Raw genomic sequence first — 18,117 nt, 5'->3', positions numbered from 1 at the left:
TCAGACTGATGCTCCGAACTCGGACTCGCGGGCGAAGGCCCCGTGATTTCCCCGGTCGCTATGAGAAACGCCACTTCGACTATCGGTATCAGGGGTGAAATCATAGAGCGCGAGAGCGGCTTGAGCGACATCGAGATCTCTTTCGAGCGCGCGCCACTCCGCGAGGATATCCCACTCGGCATCGTCAACTGAGGCGAATTGGAGTGCCAAGTCGTCGGGATCGGTTGCGTCGTACTCCTCCTGATAAGTGTGAATACGCTCTCGGAGGTTTCGGATTCCATTCGTCAGCTCTTCACGCGATAGCTGTGCATGCAGGTCTCTGATACGCTGCATTGCGACTGTCTGAGGTGAGCGCTTGTACTGCTTCCCGTGTCCCGTCGTGACTGTCTCAGCGATGCCCGCTTCAGTGAGGATCTCGAGGTGCTTCCGGGCGGTGGGTTCGCTTACACGGGCCCGCTCGGCGAGTTGGCTCGCATATTGCGGGTGAGTGGTCGAGCGAAGCACCTCACGAATCCGCTCGAATGGTGTCGTCTCGTCTTTCCACTCCTCGACGACGGTCTCGTTGATGTCGCCGTCCCAGAGGTGATCTCTATCTACCATGCTCTATCTTGCTCCTCGAAGAAAATATAGCTGTTCCTGACTATGCTATAGTTACCATTCTTAATTCATGACGCGAAGGAGTACCTTTTCGACACCTCTCAGATGCCGTTCTTACGGTGTGCGATTGGCGCGCTAACCTCAGCTACTGGTTTAGACAGTGTGGACCACAGTGCCCTTCTTACCAAACATTTAATCGAGCACATCGCTCCAATGTTAGGTAAGATTACCGGACGATTTCGACATTAATACCGGGCACAGATTCTGAAATCGAGGATATTGACTAATCGAACTATCAGAACTCTCTTCGGTGAGAATGAACTGCAGGACGCTGATACCGACGAATTCCCGGGTATCCTCAGCGATTGCTCTCAGAGGCGGCATAGTTCTCTCGGTTGGTATAACGAAGCCTAGCAGCACTTTTCCTGAGCCACAGTGAAATGTGGAGTGGCTCAGTACTGACTCGCTGTCGACGAGCTGCTGGTCACCGCAGTCATTTACTGTAGTTGTAAGTAGCTTATAGAGGTGTGAACAGCATATTGACCAATCAACCCTCGGGAATTACGACGCCAACACCGAGTCAGAAGACAGTACATGGATCTGTCATAGGTCACGGCAACAACACGGTATTCAGGACTGGTTTTGTACACCTGTCTTCAAGTACGATTACCACCCAATGTCAGAGGATTCTTCATCCGAAAGTCGAGGCCAAATCGGTGAATTAGCCCGCGAGCTGGATGCATTGTCGCTCTCCGAACGTCTCAAACTCGATCGACGCACATGGATTCGTATCGGTGGTGCGCTGGTGCTGTACGTAGTCTTACTCTGGGTACTCGTGACATATGTCGTGCCCCCATTTACGCCGACTTCGGCAGAAGGGACGGCACTCATCTTGCCGGTGGTAATCGTCTCGGCATTCGTCTTTGAGACGCTGGATTCGGCGTCAGGAATGGGATTCGGTGCAACGATAGGTGCCTTGCTGTTCGTTCTCGGTTATGACCCGCTTGCAGTCACACCCGTTCTGTTGCTCTCAGAGGGGGCGACTGGTATCGTCTCTGGGCTGTTCCATAACGAATTCAAGAATGTCGAATTCGGCACCAGCTCGGATTCAGCGGTCGAATCGACCCGAGTTCTTGGTATCATCGTACTACTGGGTGTACTCGCGGTAGTGGTTTCGGTTATTCTCACGTATCTGCAGTTTTCGATTCCGGATGCGTACATTAAGAGTTACGTTGGGGTAGTCGTACTGTTGATCGCCTCGACAACGCTGGTTCAGAAGTACGCTGGTGAAACGACAGAATATCGACCTCGATTGTTGGTGGGATTCGCGATATTCGCCGGGCTGAACAAGGGTATCGCTGGAAGCGGCTACGGGCCAGTGCTCACACTGGGTGAGATCCTCTCAGGTGTCTATGAGAAGAGCGCGACCGCGATTACATCAATGTCGGAAGGGATCGTTTCGATAGCGGGGATCGCGACGTTCTTCGGGATCACAGCCGCAGGTGTTGAGCTCAACTTAGTATTGCTTCCGTCGGTGTTCGCCGGCGGGTTCCTCGCATCGATCTTCTCCCCGTATACGGTCCGAGCCCTTCCAAACCGCGCGCTACAGTACCTTGTTCCGGGCTACGCGCTGGTATTAGTTGCAATTCTTTTCAGTCAGGTCCTCTGAGAGGAGCGCCTTTTTGACACGGGCTCTTTCCGGCGACAAACACTACTGGATTTCGCTCTAAGGAAGTGCATGCCTGTCTCGTCACTTTCCAACCCATCGTCTCCAGAAGCTTTTGAGTATCTTCAAACGGGCTTCGAGCAAAACGCGATGGTTACGGTTGTTGGAGGTTGTACAGTCGACTACGATGGTCGAGCCACAAGCCATCTTCCTCTCGGTGAGCGATTGGTAATTCTGAAACCAGATGGAACACTCCTTGTCCATCGAACTGAACAGCATGAACCTGTGAACTGACAACCACCTGGGTGCCCACACACTGCTCGGCTCGACGATGACCAGGAGAAGCTTGTTGTCGAAAGTGTTCGCTCGAATCCTCACGAAGAAATCACGGTTGCGTTCCACACGGTACTTCAGCTCTCGCTCTTGGAGTTAGAGGATTCACCTACTCTCGCTTTAGAGGGAAGCGAAGAGGATCTTCGCCAACGAATTCTCACTAACCCTGATGTCTTAGAAGAGGGGTTCGTCGCTCAGATGACCGAGCGTGAAACCGCTGCTGGAGCGATCGATATCTATGGAAAGGACGCCAATGTGATACCGACAGTCGTTGAACTCAAGCGACGTCGTGTGGGGCCAGATGCGGCAGGCCAATTGAACCGATATGTGAACGCGCTCCGTCGGGAACTCCCAGTTGAGAGGTCGGTTCGTGGCATTTTGGTCGCGCCATCAGTTACTGACCGCGCGGAGCGACTCCTCGCTGAACAGGGCCTCGAATTCACCGCGCTAGAGCCGAGTTCACCGGACTCCCAGCCGACTCAACTCTCAGAATTCGAGCGGACTGATCGTAGTTGATCGGGAAAACAGCCCACTCCTCAATCAGAGAGGAAGGGATGAGTGAACCTGATCGATGGCCTGCTCTTGCTCTCTTTGCTTGGTGCTGACACCGACTACTTCTAAGCCGAAGGGGGAATTCGAACCCCCGGCAAGCTCTTTACAAGGGAGCTGCTCTGGCCAAGCTGAGCTACTTCGGCCCGCTCCCCATAGTTGAACCAGCGCTAAGCCAATAAAGTCCGTCGTTATCCCCTCTCACTGCATGAGGCCTCCGTATCGGACAAGGTCTGTTGACTAAAGGGTTAAATCTTGGATACCTTTGTTCAACATTACTATCTATATTCCAACTAATGATGTCTTTGGCATTCTCAATGATGAAGAATTCTTGTCCTCGCTCGGTAAGAAGAACCCGCGAACCATAGTTCTAAAATCACTATGATTGTCGGAAAATAACTGGCTACTGGCAGGGGGTTCTCAAAGTTCATGATGTCTAATAACTGAATATCTGCAGATAGACGCGTACCGTTCCGGTGTGACCTGATTTCAGAACACCCGTCAACTGGGTGGGGCTAGCGAGGATACCTCTGGTCCGAACCAAGTCAGCTCTAGCTTTGACCGTGGCGGCTCCTCGGTATCCGTACAAACTGGAGATAGCTAAGGCCACCTAGAGCGTACTGTCTCAAAACTCATCGTCGGGATCTCGCGAGCTACGCCAGCACAGCTTTAGTGAACAGATCGGTCGTCAGTCATTTCAATGTCCTCTACTGGTTCAGTGTTGCCGAAATCCGGTGTTGGTCCATCACTGGGGGCCACCCACGAGGCAGCGTTTGCCAATACTTGTTGGATGGCTTCATCGTGATAGATGGGATAGGTTTCGTGGCCGGGACGAAAATAGAACACACGGCCATTTCCACGATGGTAACAACATCCGGATCGGAATACTTCCCCGCCCTCAAACCATGAATTGAAGACTAAGGTATCGGGTGCTGGGATATCGAACCGCTCGCCATACATTTCCGCCTCGGGTACCTCAATGTATTCGTCTATCTCATCCGCGATCGGATGGCTTGGTTCGATAACCCAAAGACGTTCTTTCTCTGCTGCTTCGCGCCACTTTAGTGAACACGTCGTCCCCATCAACTGTCGGAAAATTTTCGAATAGTGGCCTGAATGCAGAACGATGAGACCCATTCCATCGAGGACCCGTTGATAAACACGGTTCACGATCTTATCTTCAACCTCCTCGTGCGCTGCGTGCCCCCACCATGTCAGTACATCAGTGTCGTTGAGCACGCTCTCAGTGAGCCCATGCTCGGGTTCGTCGAGGGTTGCAGTTCTCGTTTCGAATCCTTCGGATTCGAGCGCACCAGCAATAACTGTGTGAATCCCCTTAGGATATATTTCCCCAACAGTATCGTTCTCCTTCTCATGACGATATTCGTTCCAGACTGTAACCGATGTCATAACTGCGCGTTTAACGGTTGCTCGTAAAGCATTGTTCGTTTTGGAGCCTCATGATAGATATACTGGTACAGACGATCTTTCCAGGATCAAACCAGTCGAAAAGCCAAATTCATTGACCAACAGCTCCCTCTATAGAGGTCTCAACACTCTTTCAGTACCGAGAAGTGACAAATATGGAAATACCGTCCAAATACACGCTACACGGAAGTTTGGTTACTCGATCTCGACTGCGCGTCCCAATTCTGCGGAGCGTTGGATAGCATCAAGGACTTCCTGGACCCGGAGGGCTTGTTCAGGGGTGTTACGTTCGGGTGGCCTCCCAGTACGAATGCTCGTAGCGAACGCCCGTTGTTCGGCTGCAATGGGGTCCACATCTCGAGTTTCGATTGAGGCATTAACGAAATGAGGGGTCCCGATCGTCTCCGCTCGGTGAATCGTGAGATCTTCGGTTCCTCGATCGAGCGTCGCGCCTGCCTCCGTTCCTTGAACCACGAATTCGTCGGTGGGTTCACGGTCGGCCGCCCACGCACATTCGAGCGAGATCGTCTGGCCGTCCGCACAGCTCAGAAACGCCGTCGTCGAATCGTCGACATCAAACTGTCCTGGTCCCGAATCTTCGCCAAACATATCGAGATAAGTATACTCATCACGAGTACCGAATTGACTTCGAGTCTGACCAAGCACCTCGTTAATCTCAGGGAAATCCAGAAAGTAGAGTGCGAGGTCGATTGCGTGGACGCCGATATCGATTAGCGCTCCACCACCCGCTGCATCCTTCTGCGTGAACCATGACCCACGACCCGGGATCCCGCGTCGTCGGACGTAGTTGGCCTCGACGTGGGTAATTTCACCCAATCGGCCTTCGTTTTTGTAACCATCGACCACCTCGACGGCGGGCAAGAATCGGTTTTTGAATCCCACCATGCACGTCCCTGATGCATCCTCGGCGGCGGCAGCGATTCGTTCAGCGCTTTCGAGAGTATGGGCAAGGGGTTTTTCGATTAATACGCTTAGACCCAAATCGAACGCTGACGTCGCTTGCTCTTCGTGATATTGGTTTGGCGTTGTGATCACAACCCCATCGGCACCTGCCTCGGCGAGACCGTTGAGGCTTGCATAGGTTGGGACATCAAACGTTTCTGTAAAGCGTTCGCGCGCCTCAGGGTCAATATCGACGCCGCCAACGAGATCTGCCTCAGTTTCACCGAGGCGGGTCGCGTGAAATGACCCCCAGTTACCAAGCCCAACAACACCGATTCGAACCGGCTCCATCGAGTCCATCAAAAAAGATCGTGAGTCAGCCACATATGATTGCTTTGCTCGATGTGCTGTTAATATAATGATATAATAGCACCGGTCGTATTAAGCCAAACACCATCTGTTGTTTGTACTGCATGGCCACGACTATCGGCTTTATCGGAGCTGGGGGCGTCACTGCCTGGCAGCACTTTCCGAATATCGAACACATGGATGATGCCGAGGTCGTCGGCATCTGCGACATCGATGAATCGACACGGTTGAACGCAGCTGAGCGTTTCGACGCCGCGGCTTACACTGACCCTGAGGCATTATGCGAGAGCCACGACCTCGATGCGGTGCTCGTGGCTGTTCCGCCGTTCGCACACGGACCACCGGAACACACTGTCATTGACCATGATATCAACCTCTTTGTTGAGAAACCGCTTGGCCTCGATATCGACACTGCCCGAGCGATCGGTGATGCTGCCGACAACGCTGGTCTTGTAACCCAAGTCGGGTACATGAACCGCTACGCCGACGTGATTGAGCAGGCGAAGGACCTCATCGAAGATCGAACCGTCTCATTTGTTTCCGGCCACTGGATCGGTGGAGTTCCCAGTACGGGGTGGTGGAGCGTTGCCGAACAGTCTGGTGGACAGGTCGTCGAACAATCGACACATATCTTCGACCTTGTGCGGTATTTCGCCGGCGAAGTCGAACGAGTCACCGCCTATGGGGGCCAGGAAGTCAACACTGACGAACTCGATTTTCCAGACACGACGACAGCATCGATGTATCACACGAATGGGGCGGTTAGCCAAGTTCTCTCGTCATCAGTTGCCTCCGAGGAGAGCGTCGGACTCGAACTTGCTGGCGATGACTTCCTGCTTGATGTTGATCTGACCGAGAGACGCCTCAGGGGTACCGTCGATGGTGAAGATGTTAGCTATGATGGAAAATCTCTCGACGAGGCCTTTCGTTCCGAAGTAAGTGACTTCTTTGAGGCGGTCAGCTTGGATGATGCCAACCGTCCGCGCTCACCGTATGCCGACGCCGAGCGGACATTCGGCCTTACTCTCGCGGTCAACGAGTCGATAGCGACCGACGCTCCAGTATCTCTCGGGGAGCGCTGATGGTTCGCGTTGGTGTGACGGTCCCGATGGTCTTCGAGAACTGTACGACAGTAGAGGGTATCGAACGAGCAGCAGAGGCGGGGGCGGATGGTGTCGAATTCTTCGACTGGGAAAGTGAGGACATAGACGCCCTTACGCGTGCGGCAGAGGATTCCAACATTGAGTTATTCGGAACCCTCGCCGCTGGCGCGGGGTCGAACATCGATGACCACGAGAGTGCGGCACTGGTACGGCCGGCAAACCACGATGTCGCAGTTAATGATATCGAACGCTCGCTTGAGACCGCCGCCACTCTCAGCTGTTCGACGCTTATCGTCACTGTCGGCCCTGAACAACCCGAGCTCGATCGCCAGACACAGCGCGAAGCGATCATCGACGTACTTCAGGCGGTTGCACCGACGGCCGAACGGCTGGAAGTCACCATTGTCGTCGAACCACTGAACGTCGTAGTTGACCACCCAGGATATTTCCTCACCACATCGTCAGAAGGCGCCGAAATCATTGAAGCAGTTGATAGCCCAAATGTGAAACTCCTGTTTGATATCTACCACCAACAGATAACTGAGGGAAACATCATACAGACGCTCAGGGAACATATCGATTCAGTTGGACACATACACATCGCGGACGTTCCAGGCCGTCACGAACCGGGCACAGGTGAACTCAACTACGGAAATGTTCTTCGAGCCCTCGCTGAGACCACATACGAGGGGAACGTCAGTGCCGAATTTGTTCCGGAGAGCGACCCCGCCGACGCAGTCAGCTCAGTTATCGAGATAGCCGATAACTGCTGACCCACTTTCCTTCAGCGCTTGTCAAGAAAGCGATTTTCAACAGTTCTCCGCCAACGTCTTCGGGAACAATCATACTAATGGTGAGGATCGAAGTAGGCCAATACGATGAATTCCGCTGATACCGATGACTCGATCGTTGCTGTGTTGAGCAGTATTGGGCTCTCGGAAGCATCGATACGGACGTACCTCGCGTTGCTATCCCGTGGTGAGTCGACAACCCGACCACTTGCCGAGGACGCCGGAATCACCCAACGTGCAGTCTACGACATTGTCGAAAGACTTGCCGACCGTGGACTAGTCCACGTCAACGACCACGCATCTCCGACAACAGTGCGTGCTGTTTCCCCTGACGAAGCAATTTCAGGCTTGACGAGCCAGCTCGATTCGATACGACCCGAACTTGAGGAGCGATTCGTTGAGACAGCGCCTCAGACAACAGACATCCAAATGATCAAGAGTCGTGAGACGGTTCTCAAACAACTCCATGAGGCGGTTGAAACCGCAAGCAACGAAGTTCTCCTCTCTATCCCGGCCTTCCTCTATCCGGAGCTGGAACCAACCCTCAAAATAGCAAGCGAGCGCGGCATCTTCATTTTGCTCATCCTCAGCGGACCGAACGAACTGGACGAAACTCCGGAGTCGTTTGACAGTGTCGCCACTGCTGTTCGCCGCTGGAAACAAGACCTTACCGTCGTCTCTGTCGTCGACAACGAGACTGCGATGATCGGCGACCCGGCTCTCCTGTCGGATACAAATACGACAGAAGAGTACGTATCTCTCTCACAGCGACATTTGGCGGGATCGGTCGCTGGCCTCTATCTCAGTGGCTACTGGCCCGCGAGCACCGAGGTATTCGTCGTCGACCCGGAGGAGCTTCCACGAACGTTCGGATGGTTCAGGCGAGCATTACTTTACGCGACACTCCATTACCACGCTGGGCAAAATCTCCATGCAACCATCGAAACGACGACTGACGATACGATATCCGGGCTGATAATCGACCTTCGACAAGCTCTGGTTGAGCCCTTCAACAATGAGTTCGCTCTCGAACAGGTTTTCGTCGTCGAAAGCGATGCTGGCTCGCTGACCATCGGTGGCCCCGGATCTTTCGCCGAAGATTACGAGGCCGACTCGGTGACACTTCGTCCACTGGAGTAAATAATCCCATCCACCTGCTCTGAATATTCAAATCTTGAAGAGGCCATTCTTCCAGAAGATTTATTGTGTAACATGTTAAAACGGAACAGACCGTGATGAAAGACAGAACTCGGTGTACCCTTCCCGCCGACCGGTCCCTCGCTGGCTGGCACGGACAGCTATCGGGGAGAACGTGGCACTAGGCCCATGAATCAGAATCACTCGCTCACTCGGCGAAAGTTCGTTGCGACAGGTGGTATTGGGATGGCAACGGCCCTCACTGGCTGTTCAACGAATGTACTGAGCCAATCGGCATCAACCACCCCCACCATCTCTGCGTCGAGCTGGGCAACAGGGACCGAGGATGAGATCGTTACTCGGATCCTCAGTGAGTACGATCAGGCTCATCCGGAAGTCAACGTCGTCTATCAAAATATCCCAAGCGGTTTCGACCAGCAATTGAAAACGGAGTACGCCGGTGGCACTGAACCGGATGTATTCTACCTCAGTGCTGAGGAAGCGCCCCAGTACATGGAGAATGAGGCACTACTGGATATGACTCCGTATATCCAGAACGCGGCGTACAATGTAGACGGCCTCATTGACAACCTAATTTCAGCCTTTCAGCACCAGGGGAAAACATACGGTATTCCGAAGGACTATACACCAGTTGGGATCTACTACAACGAGGCCCATCTCCAGAAAGCGGGCACGAAGACAACTTTCGATACATGGGACGACTTTCGGACAGCACTTGAGGATGTCAAACGGAAGACGGAGATTGAGTACCCACTGGCATTCAACAGCGAACCACGCGAGACGTTCCTCCCTCTTGTCTGGCAGAACGGCGGCGCCGTTCTCAACGAAGATGGAACAGAATGTGTGATCGGTTCTACAGAGGCCATTGAGGCCCTCCAGTTCCTCATGGACCTCTACGATGATGGCCTCGCGGGGATGTACAGTGCCGAGATTCCTGTCGACTGGGGCGCTCCAGCACTGGGCGAAAACCACACTACAGCGGCGATGGGTGGTGCGTGGTTCGTTTCGGCACTTCAAGAGGAATACCCCGAAACAACGAAGTCACTCCAAATGGTGAAGCGAATGCCGAAACCGCCCGGTGGCGAGCGAGCCACATTGCTGTTGACAACGGCGTGGGCCCCATCCGCGACGCCAACCGACAAAAAAGGAGCCGCTGGTCTCGTGAAGGCGTTGACGAACCAGCAGGGCATGTGGGCATGGGCAAAGACTGGGACTGCACTCCCTTCCCGGCAATCACTGTTGGAGCGCAACTTCTACAACAAACAACCGCTGCTCGGGAATATTGCGAACTTGACCGAGGGCGGATACCCGCTCCAGTTCGGTCTCAACACCGGACGCATCATCGATACCGTTCTCTCGGAGGTTGAGGGGGCGGTCAGTGGAGACAACTCCGCGGACAGCGCGATGAAATCGGCCGAACGGCTAATCAACAACAACATCCTCTCATAATGGCAAACGCAACACTAACGAACGTAACCAAGCGCTTCGGCGACGGCGGCGACGCAGTTGTCGCCGTTGATGATGTCTCAATCGAGATCGAAGATGGGGAGTTCATCGTCCTCGTTGGTCCATCTGGGTGCGGCAAGTCGACGACGCTTCGTCTCATCGCCGGTCTCGAAACCATTTCCGACGGCGAGGTCGCAATCGACCAGCGCGTTGTCAATGACGTGAAACCGAAGAACCGTGACATCGCGATGGTCTTCCAGAATTACGCGCTTTATCCACAGCGAACGGTTCACGGCAACATGGCGTTCGGTCTTCGGATGACGTCGGACCTCTCAGATTCCAAGATAGACGAACGAGTTGAGCAGACCGCTTCGATGCTTTCGATCTCCGACCTTCTTGATCGAAAACCTGCGGCGCTCTCGGGTGGCCAACAACAACGCGTCGCATTGGGGCGGGCGATCGTTCGCGACCCAGCGCTATTCTTGATGGATGAACCACTCTCGAATCTCGATGCGAAGCTCCGCACGCAGATGCGGACGGAGCTCCAAGAACTCCATCAGCAACTGGGGACGGCAACGGTGTACGTTACACACGACCAGACCGAAGCAATGACGATGGGTGACCGTATTGCCGTCCTTGATGGCGGGACGCTCCAGCAGATCGGCACCCCACTGGAGTGCTATTACGAACCGTCGAACGCCTTCGTCGCCGGGTTCATTGGATCGCCGTCGATGAACCAAATTGAGGGCCTCTTGACTAGCGAGGGGATTGATACTGGTGCGTTCGCGTATCCATTGAGTGACGAACAGCGCGCCGCGACAGAGGACGCGATCACCGGCGATAGCATCACTCTTGGTATCCGTCCAGAGGACGTGGTACTCACTGATACGCCGGACGAACGAACGGTTGAGTTGCGCGTGAACGTCGTCGAACCGATGGGAAGCGACAACCTACTTCATCTCCAGAAAGACGATGTCGAGATGACCGCCTCGGTATCGGGTGACCAGATCGTTTCGGGTGGAGACACAGTTCGCGTCCGCTTCCCGGAAAAGCGGGTCCACGCCTTCGATGGTAAGACCGGCGCGGCACTGTTCAACCGCGAACGGACCGAACAACGCCCGCCGGGTCTCCTCGCTGATGGTGGTGAACACCATGGCGACTGAGGACGGGAGCACGAATCAGAGTGGATTCGGGGGGACGCTTGGTTCAATCCAAGACGCGTTACCGACAATCGATTCGTCGGGGGACAGCGACCTTGCGGGCTATCTGTTCGTTCTTCCGAACATCATCGTGTTTTCGATCTTCCTGCTTGGCCCGGTGTTGTTTGCGTTCTACCTCGCGTTTCTCGATTGGAACATCTTCCTCGGGAGGGGTGAGTGGGCGTGGACGACTATTTTCGGTCGTGAGTATACTCACCCCGTGGCCTTGGGAAAACAATTGGGCCTCGTTGCGGAGTCCATCCTACAACCTCTGGTGGTTCGCGCTCCGAAACACGTTCATCTACGTGATCGTCGTCGTCCCGGCTCAGATCATCGGTGCGTTCTTCCTTGCGCTCGCGCTCGACTCGCGTATCCGGGGTAAGAAAGCGCTCCGGGCAGCGTACTTCATGCCCGTCATGCTGACCTCGGCGGCGAGCGGTGTCATCTGGCGTTGGTTGCTCGCGTCGAACGGTGTCGTCAACGAGATCCTTCGTCCACTGGGTCTTGCGCACGGCTGGGCGAGCGACCCGAATACTGCGCTGTGGGCACTGACGATCATCGGCATCTGGGGTGGTATCGGATTCAACATGATATTCTATCTCGCCGGCTTACAGAACATTCCCGAGGAGTTGTACGAAGCCGCGCGGATTGACGGCGCGAGCGGCTGGGATCGGATTCGGGAGGTAACGTGGCCGAACCTCAGAAACACGAACTTCTTCGTGATCGTGCTCTCGATTATCGGCACCTTCCAGATCTTCGGTATCGCGCTCGTCTTCGCGGAGGGTGGGCCATACTACTCGACCACTACCGCTGTGGTTCATATCTACAATACGGCGTTTGTCTACGCTGACTACGGCGAGGGTGCGGCGATGGCGTTCATTCTCTTCTGTATTCTGTTCATCTTTAGCTACTATCAGTATCGCTACCGCCAACAAGAGGAGGTCGAATACTGATGGCCCGTTCGAACTACGATTACCCTGGTTACGACCGGTCAGGACCGACGTATTGGACGAAGACGACTCTCCTCTACGCAGTCGTGGTCGGCGGAGCGATCCTCTGGTCGCTTCCCTTCTGGTGGACGATTGCGACCTCAATAAGTGCGGCACCAGCGACGACATCGGTCGCATTGGCTCCAAGTGACTTGACGCTTGGCAACTTCCAGACGCTTTTTGAAACTCAGCCAGTCGGGCGGTGGTTCGCGAACACTATTATCTTCGCTGGGTCGGTGACAGCGTTCAATCTCGTGTTCGATAGCTTGGCCGGCTACGCGCTGGCGAGGCTTGACTTCGCCGGTCGAGACAAACTCTTCTTGCTGTTCGTCTCAACGATGATGATCCCTGGGATGGTAACGCTCATTCCCGTCTACGTTCTGCTCTCGGAGCTCGGTTGGGTAAACACCTATCAGGGGATCATTGCACCGCTCATCGCCCAGCCGATCGGTATCTTCCTACTACGTCAGCACTTCAAGAGCATGCCTTCGGCGCTTGGTGAGGCTGCTCAGATCGACGGCTGCAACCAGTTCCAGACGTTCTACAAAGTCTATTTGCCGCTCGCAAAACCGGCACTCGCGACGCTCGGCATCTACACGTTCATCACGACTTGGAATAACTTCGAGTGGCCCCTCATCATCGCGAGCGATAGTTCGATGTACACTCTCCCTGTGGCGTTGTTCTCGGTGCGAAACGAGTACTTCACCGAATGGGGACTCGTCATGGCGGCCGCAGCGGTAATCGTCGTACCCATCATCATCGTCTTCCTCTCCGCGCAGCGCTACTTCATCGAGGGAATGACGCTTTCGGGGATGAAAGGCTAAGCGGCACAATTTTCTGTCCCAGTCACCGGGCGTACGCCGCTCGAATTCGCTCTGCACCATTACCGAACAGTTCTTCAAATCCGACTGATTCCGACACTGCGATCACCCCCGGACCGAGCGCAACAAAAGCCGGTGGAAACAGGCTGGCGAGGAGTAAGACCCCCCCAAACCCTACGAATTGGAGAACAGTGTAACCGGGCCGTTCGATGAGGCTATACGCTCCTCGTTCCATCGCCTCACGGAATCCTGGACGATCCGAATCGGGAGAGCGCATCCGGATACTTGCGGCTCGAAATTCCCAGCCGATGACGATGACGACAAGATAGAGGCTGAGAAGCGTCCAGACGAGGTAGAGTCCTGACCCACTGATCGAACTGAGCACAAGATAGGTGTAGCTTCCACCAAGAACGACGACGAGAACGGTCCCATAGGGGATACCGGAACGTATATTCGCTTGCCAGGTTTCGATGAACAGTTTTAGTCGACGACGTTCGGTGAGGGTCCGGCCGTCCGTCTCGGTGTCGATGACGGTCAGCCACATTTCGGTGAGGGCGAGCACCGATGCACCAGTGGTAACCAACGGCACCGACCCGATGATACACAATGCACTTGACCAAGCCAGCGTGAGTGCGTCGGTATAGCAGACCCGACCAACGGCTCGGAATACGGTGCCGAGACTGGGTTGGCTATCAGCCATCACGTGGTGGATTAATGAGATAGCTGATAAATGACGTGGTCGGCACGGCGGCCTGATACGACCCGCTCATCACACTAATCGCTAGCTTCGGTTGATAATGCAAAATAGTTATACCAGTTCGGGATGACGCTTTGAAGAATGACGAAGATCACGTTCATCGGAGCTGGGAGCATGGTGTTCTCGACGAATCTCATCGGCGACATCCTTTCGTTTGATGAGCTGGCCGGGAGCACGATCTCGCTGATGGATATCGACAAACACCGTCTCGAGCAGACGACAAAGGTCGCAGAGGCGATTGTCGATAACGAGGGCCTCGATGCGAAGATTGAATCAACGACCGACCGTGCTGAAGCCCTCGAAGGCGCGTCTTACGTCCTCAACATGATCAACGTAGGCGGAACCGAACCGTTCGAGAACGAGATCGAAATACCACGGTCGTATGGTGTTCCACAGGCCATTGGTGATACGATCGGACCTGGTGGAATCTTCCGTGGACTCCGGACCGTCGAACCCCTCCTTGATATCGCTGCTGACATTGAAGCCTACTGTCCAGACGCGCTGTTCATGAACTACACCAACCCGATGTCGATCCTTTGTGGAACACTCTTTGAGGCAGCCGATATCGAAACTGTCGGGCTGTGTCACAGTGTTCCTCACACTGCTGAAGCAATCGCCTCCTATATCGACGTTCCGGAGGAGGAGTTACGCTACTGGGTCGCCGGTATCAATCACGTCGCATGGTTTCTCGAAGCCACTCACGACGGGGAATCAGTCTACCCGGCGCTCCGCGAGGCAATGACCGATACCGAGGTCTACGAACGCGACACGGTTCGCTTCGAGATGATGAAACATTTCGGCTACTTCCCGACCGAATCCTCCCATCACATGTCGGAATACGTCCCCTACTTCCGGACGGATCAAGAGACAATCGATGCCATGGAAGGGACTGACTACGCCGAACGAATGGCGACCGGGACGTACCTCGATGGATGGACGGAACGCTCAGACGAACGGGATGACCCCGACATCGACGTCGACCTTGCGAGCGTTGGCGCTGAACGCTCGGAGGAGTACGCCGCCCGACTCATCCATTCCATCGAAACCGATACACCGAGGCGACTCAACCTGAACGTCTCGAACGAGCATGAATCTATTATGAGCCTCCCGATCGAGGCCTGTGTGGAAGTCCCGACGCTCGTCGATGGGACGGGTCTCAGACCGTGTTCGGTCGGAGCGCTTCCACCGCAAGTCGAAGGGTTCTGTCAACAGCACACTACGGTACATCGCCTTGTTATCGATGGCGTGCTCAAGAACGACCGGGAGATGATCAAACAAGCTGTCAAACACGACCCACTGACCGCCGCTTGCCTTTCACTGGATGAGATCGATAGCATGACCGAGGACTTGCTTGCGGCCAACGAGGCGTACCTGCCGGACCTACACTGATAGATGACGTTTACCTGCTGGGATCAAATCCTCGACAAGCGATGTCGGTCAGAGTAGACGCGCTCGCGGGTAAACCGTATGAGTCAGAGCGAGTTCGTCAACGGGAACCGAATTCATGCATGGCCGTCTAAGAGTTTTTGATGGCGGTTGTTCACGTACTTCTGACCGACAGCATCTCAATTTGACTATTACCTCCTTACTGCTACGTTCAATTCATTGGAGTGGTTTAGTATTGCTTTCTGTATAGCATCAGAGCCAAGTGAAGCAGTACCGTTTCTCTCAGTGGTTGCGATCATGGAATACACAACGCTCGGCCCAACCGGGATGGAGGTCAGTCGTATCTGCCTTGGCTGTATGAGCTTTGGGACAGGATAGAGTGACTGGACACTTGATGTGGACAAAAGCAGAGAATAATTGAACAAATGCTCGACCTTGAGATCAAATTCTTCGATACCGCAAACACCTATTCACACGGCGAATCGGAAGAGATCTTTGAGGACGTGCTTGCGGACTACAATCGTGACTAGCAAGTCGTTGCGACGAAGGTCTTCTTCCCTCCAGAGGAAGAGTCCCATCCAAATGCCACCGGCTTGTCACGCAAGACTATTGAGCAGGAACTGGCGAATTCCTTGGATCGGCTTGGAATGGAAACGATTGACCTCTACCAGATCCACCGCTGGGACTACGACACGCCGATCGAACAGACGCTGCGCGCGCTTGACGACGCAGTGCGGCGCAACCAGATTCGATATCTCGGGGCGTCTTCGATGTGGGCCCATCAGTTCGCTGAGGCGCTGCATACGAGTGATCGATTAAATCTCGAACGATTCGCGACGATGCAAGACCACTACAACTTGGTCTATCGCGAGGAGGAACGCGAAATGCTGCCGTTCTGTGAGCGAGAGCGAATCGGTGTAATTCCCTGGAGTCCACTCGTTCAGGGGTATCTCACCCGGCCACACGAGGAGATGACAACGACCACCCGTGGTGAGGGACTGACTGACTGACTGGCATGAGGAGTACCGTATGGGCGGTGGCCCGGGTGTTAACGATCACGTCAATGAAATCGCTAAAGAAAAAGGGATCACGATAGCGCAGGTTTCGTTAGCGTGGATGCTTCATCAGGATGCTGTCGATGCGCCTATCGTTGGGATAACCAGTGTTGAGCATTTGGAGGATGCCGTCGAAGCCTTAGAAATCGATCTGTCCGATTCGGATCTCGAATACTTGGAAGAACCCTACGAACCGCTCCCGGTTGCAGGACACGAGTAACGAGTCAAATTGTCCTAGCAGGAATTTGAGATTTCTGACAACTGTCAATTGACAGGCATAGGTTTAACTTTTGATATCAAGTATTTTGTTAAATATGGGATAGAATCTCGCGCTGACCTTGCATAGGCCGTTATCGTTCTGTAATCAGAGAACTGTGATGTCTGAAAGGAGTACCTTTTGGACAGTAGAGTAATCGACATAAGCATCTCTATGAGTATTGAAATATTGGTCTCTATCTCGACCACGCCACCTGGCTCGCCCAGGCACTTCGCAGCGATATCGAGGGCCGCCAGGCCCTCTTCGAGGAGGGCCTCTGGAGCGACGAGTAGGTCCGGGCGTGGCTTCGTGGCAACGCCATCGACACAATCGTGTTGGTCGCACAGACCGACCACTATCTCGACCTCATGGCTCGGATGCTCGATGCGCTCGCCATTGTCGACGATATCCTTGCTGCAGCGGTTGAAGACGAGACCAAATCTAACGACGAGGATGGTGGCGACGAAGGTGGGGTTCGAGGGCGGATTACACGAAGGATGAGGCTACAGCCACCCTCCTGGAGGACGAGGATTTCACAGAGGGGGACGCAAAATACGCACTGGAGGTGCTCTTCCAGCGAGAATATATCTACTATGTCGACGACGATGTCCACATCACCCCGGCCGACGACTGAGTGCTGTTCAGTTGGGCACCGATCCCGCGAGCATCGTGATTGAGTTCTCGTTTAGACTGGTTTGGAAACGACTATACGAGTCTAACCGGATACGATTCGATAAAGGCCAGTGTTGACACTGGTCCTGAACTCAGAGCGCGTCACACGCTCTTTCACCCTTCCTATGCTCAAGACAGTGACCGAACTCCTGAATCAGTCAAGCGATCAGCCCGTGTTTGAGTGTCGCCACTGCGGTACGATGGTTGAGGCACTGGATGAACCGTGTCCAGCGTGCGGGTCGGCCGAAATCGCCAAGTACGACCTAAGCACTGAGTGAGCAGGCTGAATCGATAGAAGTTACCGAAAGAGTATGTAGACTAAGGGGAAGAGAATCTCGTTTTCGGAGTTGATTCCGGCTGATTTGCATGGATCCGATATCAAGCAGTAGAATTCGGAGCGTTATTCAACTTCCCAAATAGTTTAGTGATCCTCACGTTGTTCGACGTGAATGTAGAGCATGGGTGCATTATGCAAGAGGAATTCTCTGCTTTTCTTCGGCATGCTCGCGTCTGATATGCTTTTTTAGGGGTTTGTAGCCCTTAGTGCCGATCTCAAAGTTTGTTGACAGAAGAGACAGCGGTGGTAGACAGTCACGATGTTCGGGCATAGCACTGGAGATGTTTGCAGATGTCGGTTAG

14 protein-coding genes, 1 tRNA gene and 2 pseudogenes are annotated in these 18,117 nt (G+C 54.1%); 11 read left to right on the top strand and 6 right to left on the bottom strand.

The window, feature by feature from the left end; all coding sequences use genetic code 11:
- Positions 1-600 (bottom strand): ArsR/SmtB family transcription factor, encoded by a 600-nt coding sequence (locus GT355_RS15505; protein WP_160135463.1) that lies wholly within the window; start codon positions 598-600, stop codon positions 1-3.
- Between the two features lie 802 nt (positions 601-1,402).
- On the opposite strand from GT355_RS15505, the gene GT355_RS15500 reads away from it, so the two are divergent.
- A complete protein-coding gene (locus GT355_RS15500; protein WP_240145839.1) occupies positions 1,403-2,266 on the top strand; it encodes a TSUP family transporter in 864 nt (287 codons plus the stop codon).
- Between the two features lie 69 nt (positions 2,267-2,335).
- Positions 2,336-3,112: pseudogene (gene nucS, locus GT355_RS18600) on the top strand (endonuclease NucS).
- 104 nt (positions 3,113-3,216) lie between these two features.
- Here the strand turns inward: nucS and GT355_RS15490 are convergent.
- The 3 genes from GT355_RS15490 to GT355_RS15480 form a co-directional block, all read right to left on the bottom strand.
- Positions 3,217-3,291: transfer RNA gene (locus GT355_RS15490), tRNA-Thr, on the bottom strand.
- A gap of 523 nt (positions 3,292-3,814) precedes the next feature.
- Positions 3,815-4,555 (bottom strand): ThuA domain-containing protein, encoded by a 741-nt coding sequence (locus GT355_RS15485; protein WP_160135461.1) that lies wholly within the window; start codon positions 4,553-4,555, stop codon positions 3,815-3,817.
- 213 nt (positions 4,556-4,768) lie between these two features.
- Positions 4,769-5,836 carry a Gfo/Idh/MocA family protein gene (locus GT355_RS15480; RefSeq protein WP_160135460.1) on the bottom strand — a complete coding sequence of 356 codons (1,068 nt, stop codon included), beginning with the start codon at positions 5,834-5,836 and terminating at the stop codon, positions 4,769-4,771.
- A gap of 113 nt (positions 5,837-5,949) precedes the next feature.
- Between GT355_RS15480 and GT355_RS15475 the strand changes: the two genes are divergently transcribed.
- From GT355_RS15475 to GT355_RS15445, 7 genes are all read left to right on the top strand, one after another.
- On the top strand, positions 5,950-6,927 hold the full coding sequence (locus tag GT355_RS15475) for a Gfo/Idh/MocA family protein (protein ID WP_160135459.1): 978 nt from the start codon (positions 5,950-5,952) through the stop codon (positions 6,925-6,927).
- A gap of 26 nt (positions 6,928-6,953) precedes the next feature.
- Positions 6,954-7,721: a hydroxypyruvate isomerase family protein gene (locus GT355_RS15470; protein ID WP_160135458.1), complete on the top strand. Its 768-nt coding sequence runs from the start codon at positions 6,954-6,956 to the stop codon at positions 7,719-7,721.
- A 105-nt stretch (positions 7,722-7,826) separates the two neighbouring features.
- The gene (locus GT355_RS15465; RefSeq protein WP_160135457.1) at positions 7,827-8,879 is read left to right on the top strand and encodes a TrmB family transcriptional regulator; all 1,053 of its coding nucleotides are present in this window, start codon (positions 7,827-7,829) and stop codon (positions 8,877-8,879) included.
- A gap of 243 nt (positions 8,880-9,122) precedes the next feature.
- Complete coding sequence (locus GT355_RS15460) at positions 9,123-10,346, top strand: extracellular solute-binding protein (protein ID WP_160135456.1); 1,224 nt, start codon at positions 9,123-9,125, stop codon at positions 10,344-10,346.
- Positions 10,346-11,506: an ABC transporter ATP-binding protein gene (locus GT355_RS15455; RefSeq protein WP_160135455.1), complete on the top strand. Its 1,161-nt coding sequence runs from the start codon at positions 10,346-10,348 to the stop codon at positions 11,504-11,506. The genes GT355_RS15460 and GT355_RS15455 overlap by 1 nt, the downstream gene beginning before the upstream one ends.
- Before the next feature lie 20 nt (positions 11,507-11,526).
- Positions 11,527-12,495, top strand: coding sequence for a carbohydrate ABC transporter permease (locus GT355_RS15450; protein ID WP_338036192.1), 969 nt, complete (start codon positions 11,527-11,529; stop codon positions 12,493-12,495).
- Positions 12,495-13,355: a carbohydrate ABC transporter permease gene (locus tag GT355_RS15445; RefSeq protein ID WP_160135453.1), complete on the top strand. Its 861-nt coding sequence runs from the start codon at positions 12,495-12,497 to the stop codon at positions 13,353-13,355. The genes GT355_RS15450 and GT355_RS15445 overlap by 1 nt, the downstream gene beginning before the upstream one ends.
- A 22-nt stretch (positions 13,356-13,377) precedes the next feature.
- Here GT355_RS15445 and GT355_RS15440 read toward each other — a convergent pair whose 3' ends face one another.
- Positions 13,378-14,052: a hypothetical protein gene (locus GT355_RS15440; RefSeq protein ID WP_160135452.1), complete on the bottom strand. Its 675-nt coding sequence runs from the start codon at positions 14,050-14,052 to the stop codon at positions 13,378-13,380.
- Positions 14,053-14,190: 138 nt separating this feature from the next.
- On the opposite strand from GT355_RS15440, the gene melA reads away from it, so the two are divergent.
- Both melA and GT355_RS15430 read left to right on the top strand, forming a co-directional pair.
- On the top strand, positions 14,191-15,498 hold the full coding sequence (gene melA / locus GT355_RS15435; RefSeq protein WP_160135451.1) for an alpha-galactosidase: 1,308 nt from the start codon (positions 14,191-14,193) through the stop codon (positions 15,496-15,498).
- A 294-nt stretch (positions 15,499-15,792) separates the two neighbouring features.
- Positions 15,793-16,770 (top strand): annotated as a pseudogene (locus GT355_RS15430) (aldo/keto reductase).
- A 44-nt stretch (positions 16,771-16,814) separates the two neighbouring features.
- Here GT355_RS15430 and GT355_RS15425 read toward each other — a convergent pair.
- The gene (locus tag GT355_RS15425) at positions 16,815-17,162 is read right to left on the bottom strand and encodes a hypothetical protein (protein WP_160135450.1); all 348 of its coding nucleotides are present in this window, start codon (positions 17,160-17,162) and stop codon (positions 16,815-16,817) included.
- Positions 17,163-18,117 lie beyond the last annotated feature (955 nt).

Source organism: Halococcus salsus (assembly GCF_009900715.1).
Taxonomy (GTDB): Archaea; Halobacteriota; Halobacteria; order Halobacteriales; family Halococcaceae; genus Halococcus; species Halococcus salsus.
Note: the sequence above shows the minus strand (reverse complement) of the source record. Positions and strands in the feature narration are given on the sequence as shown.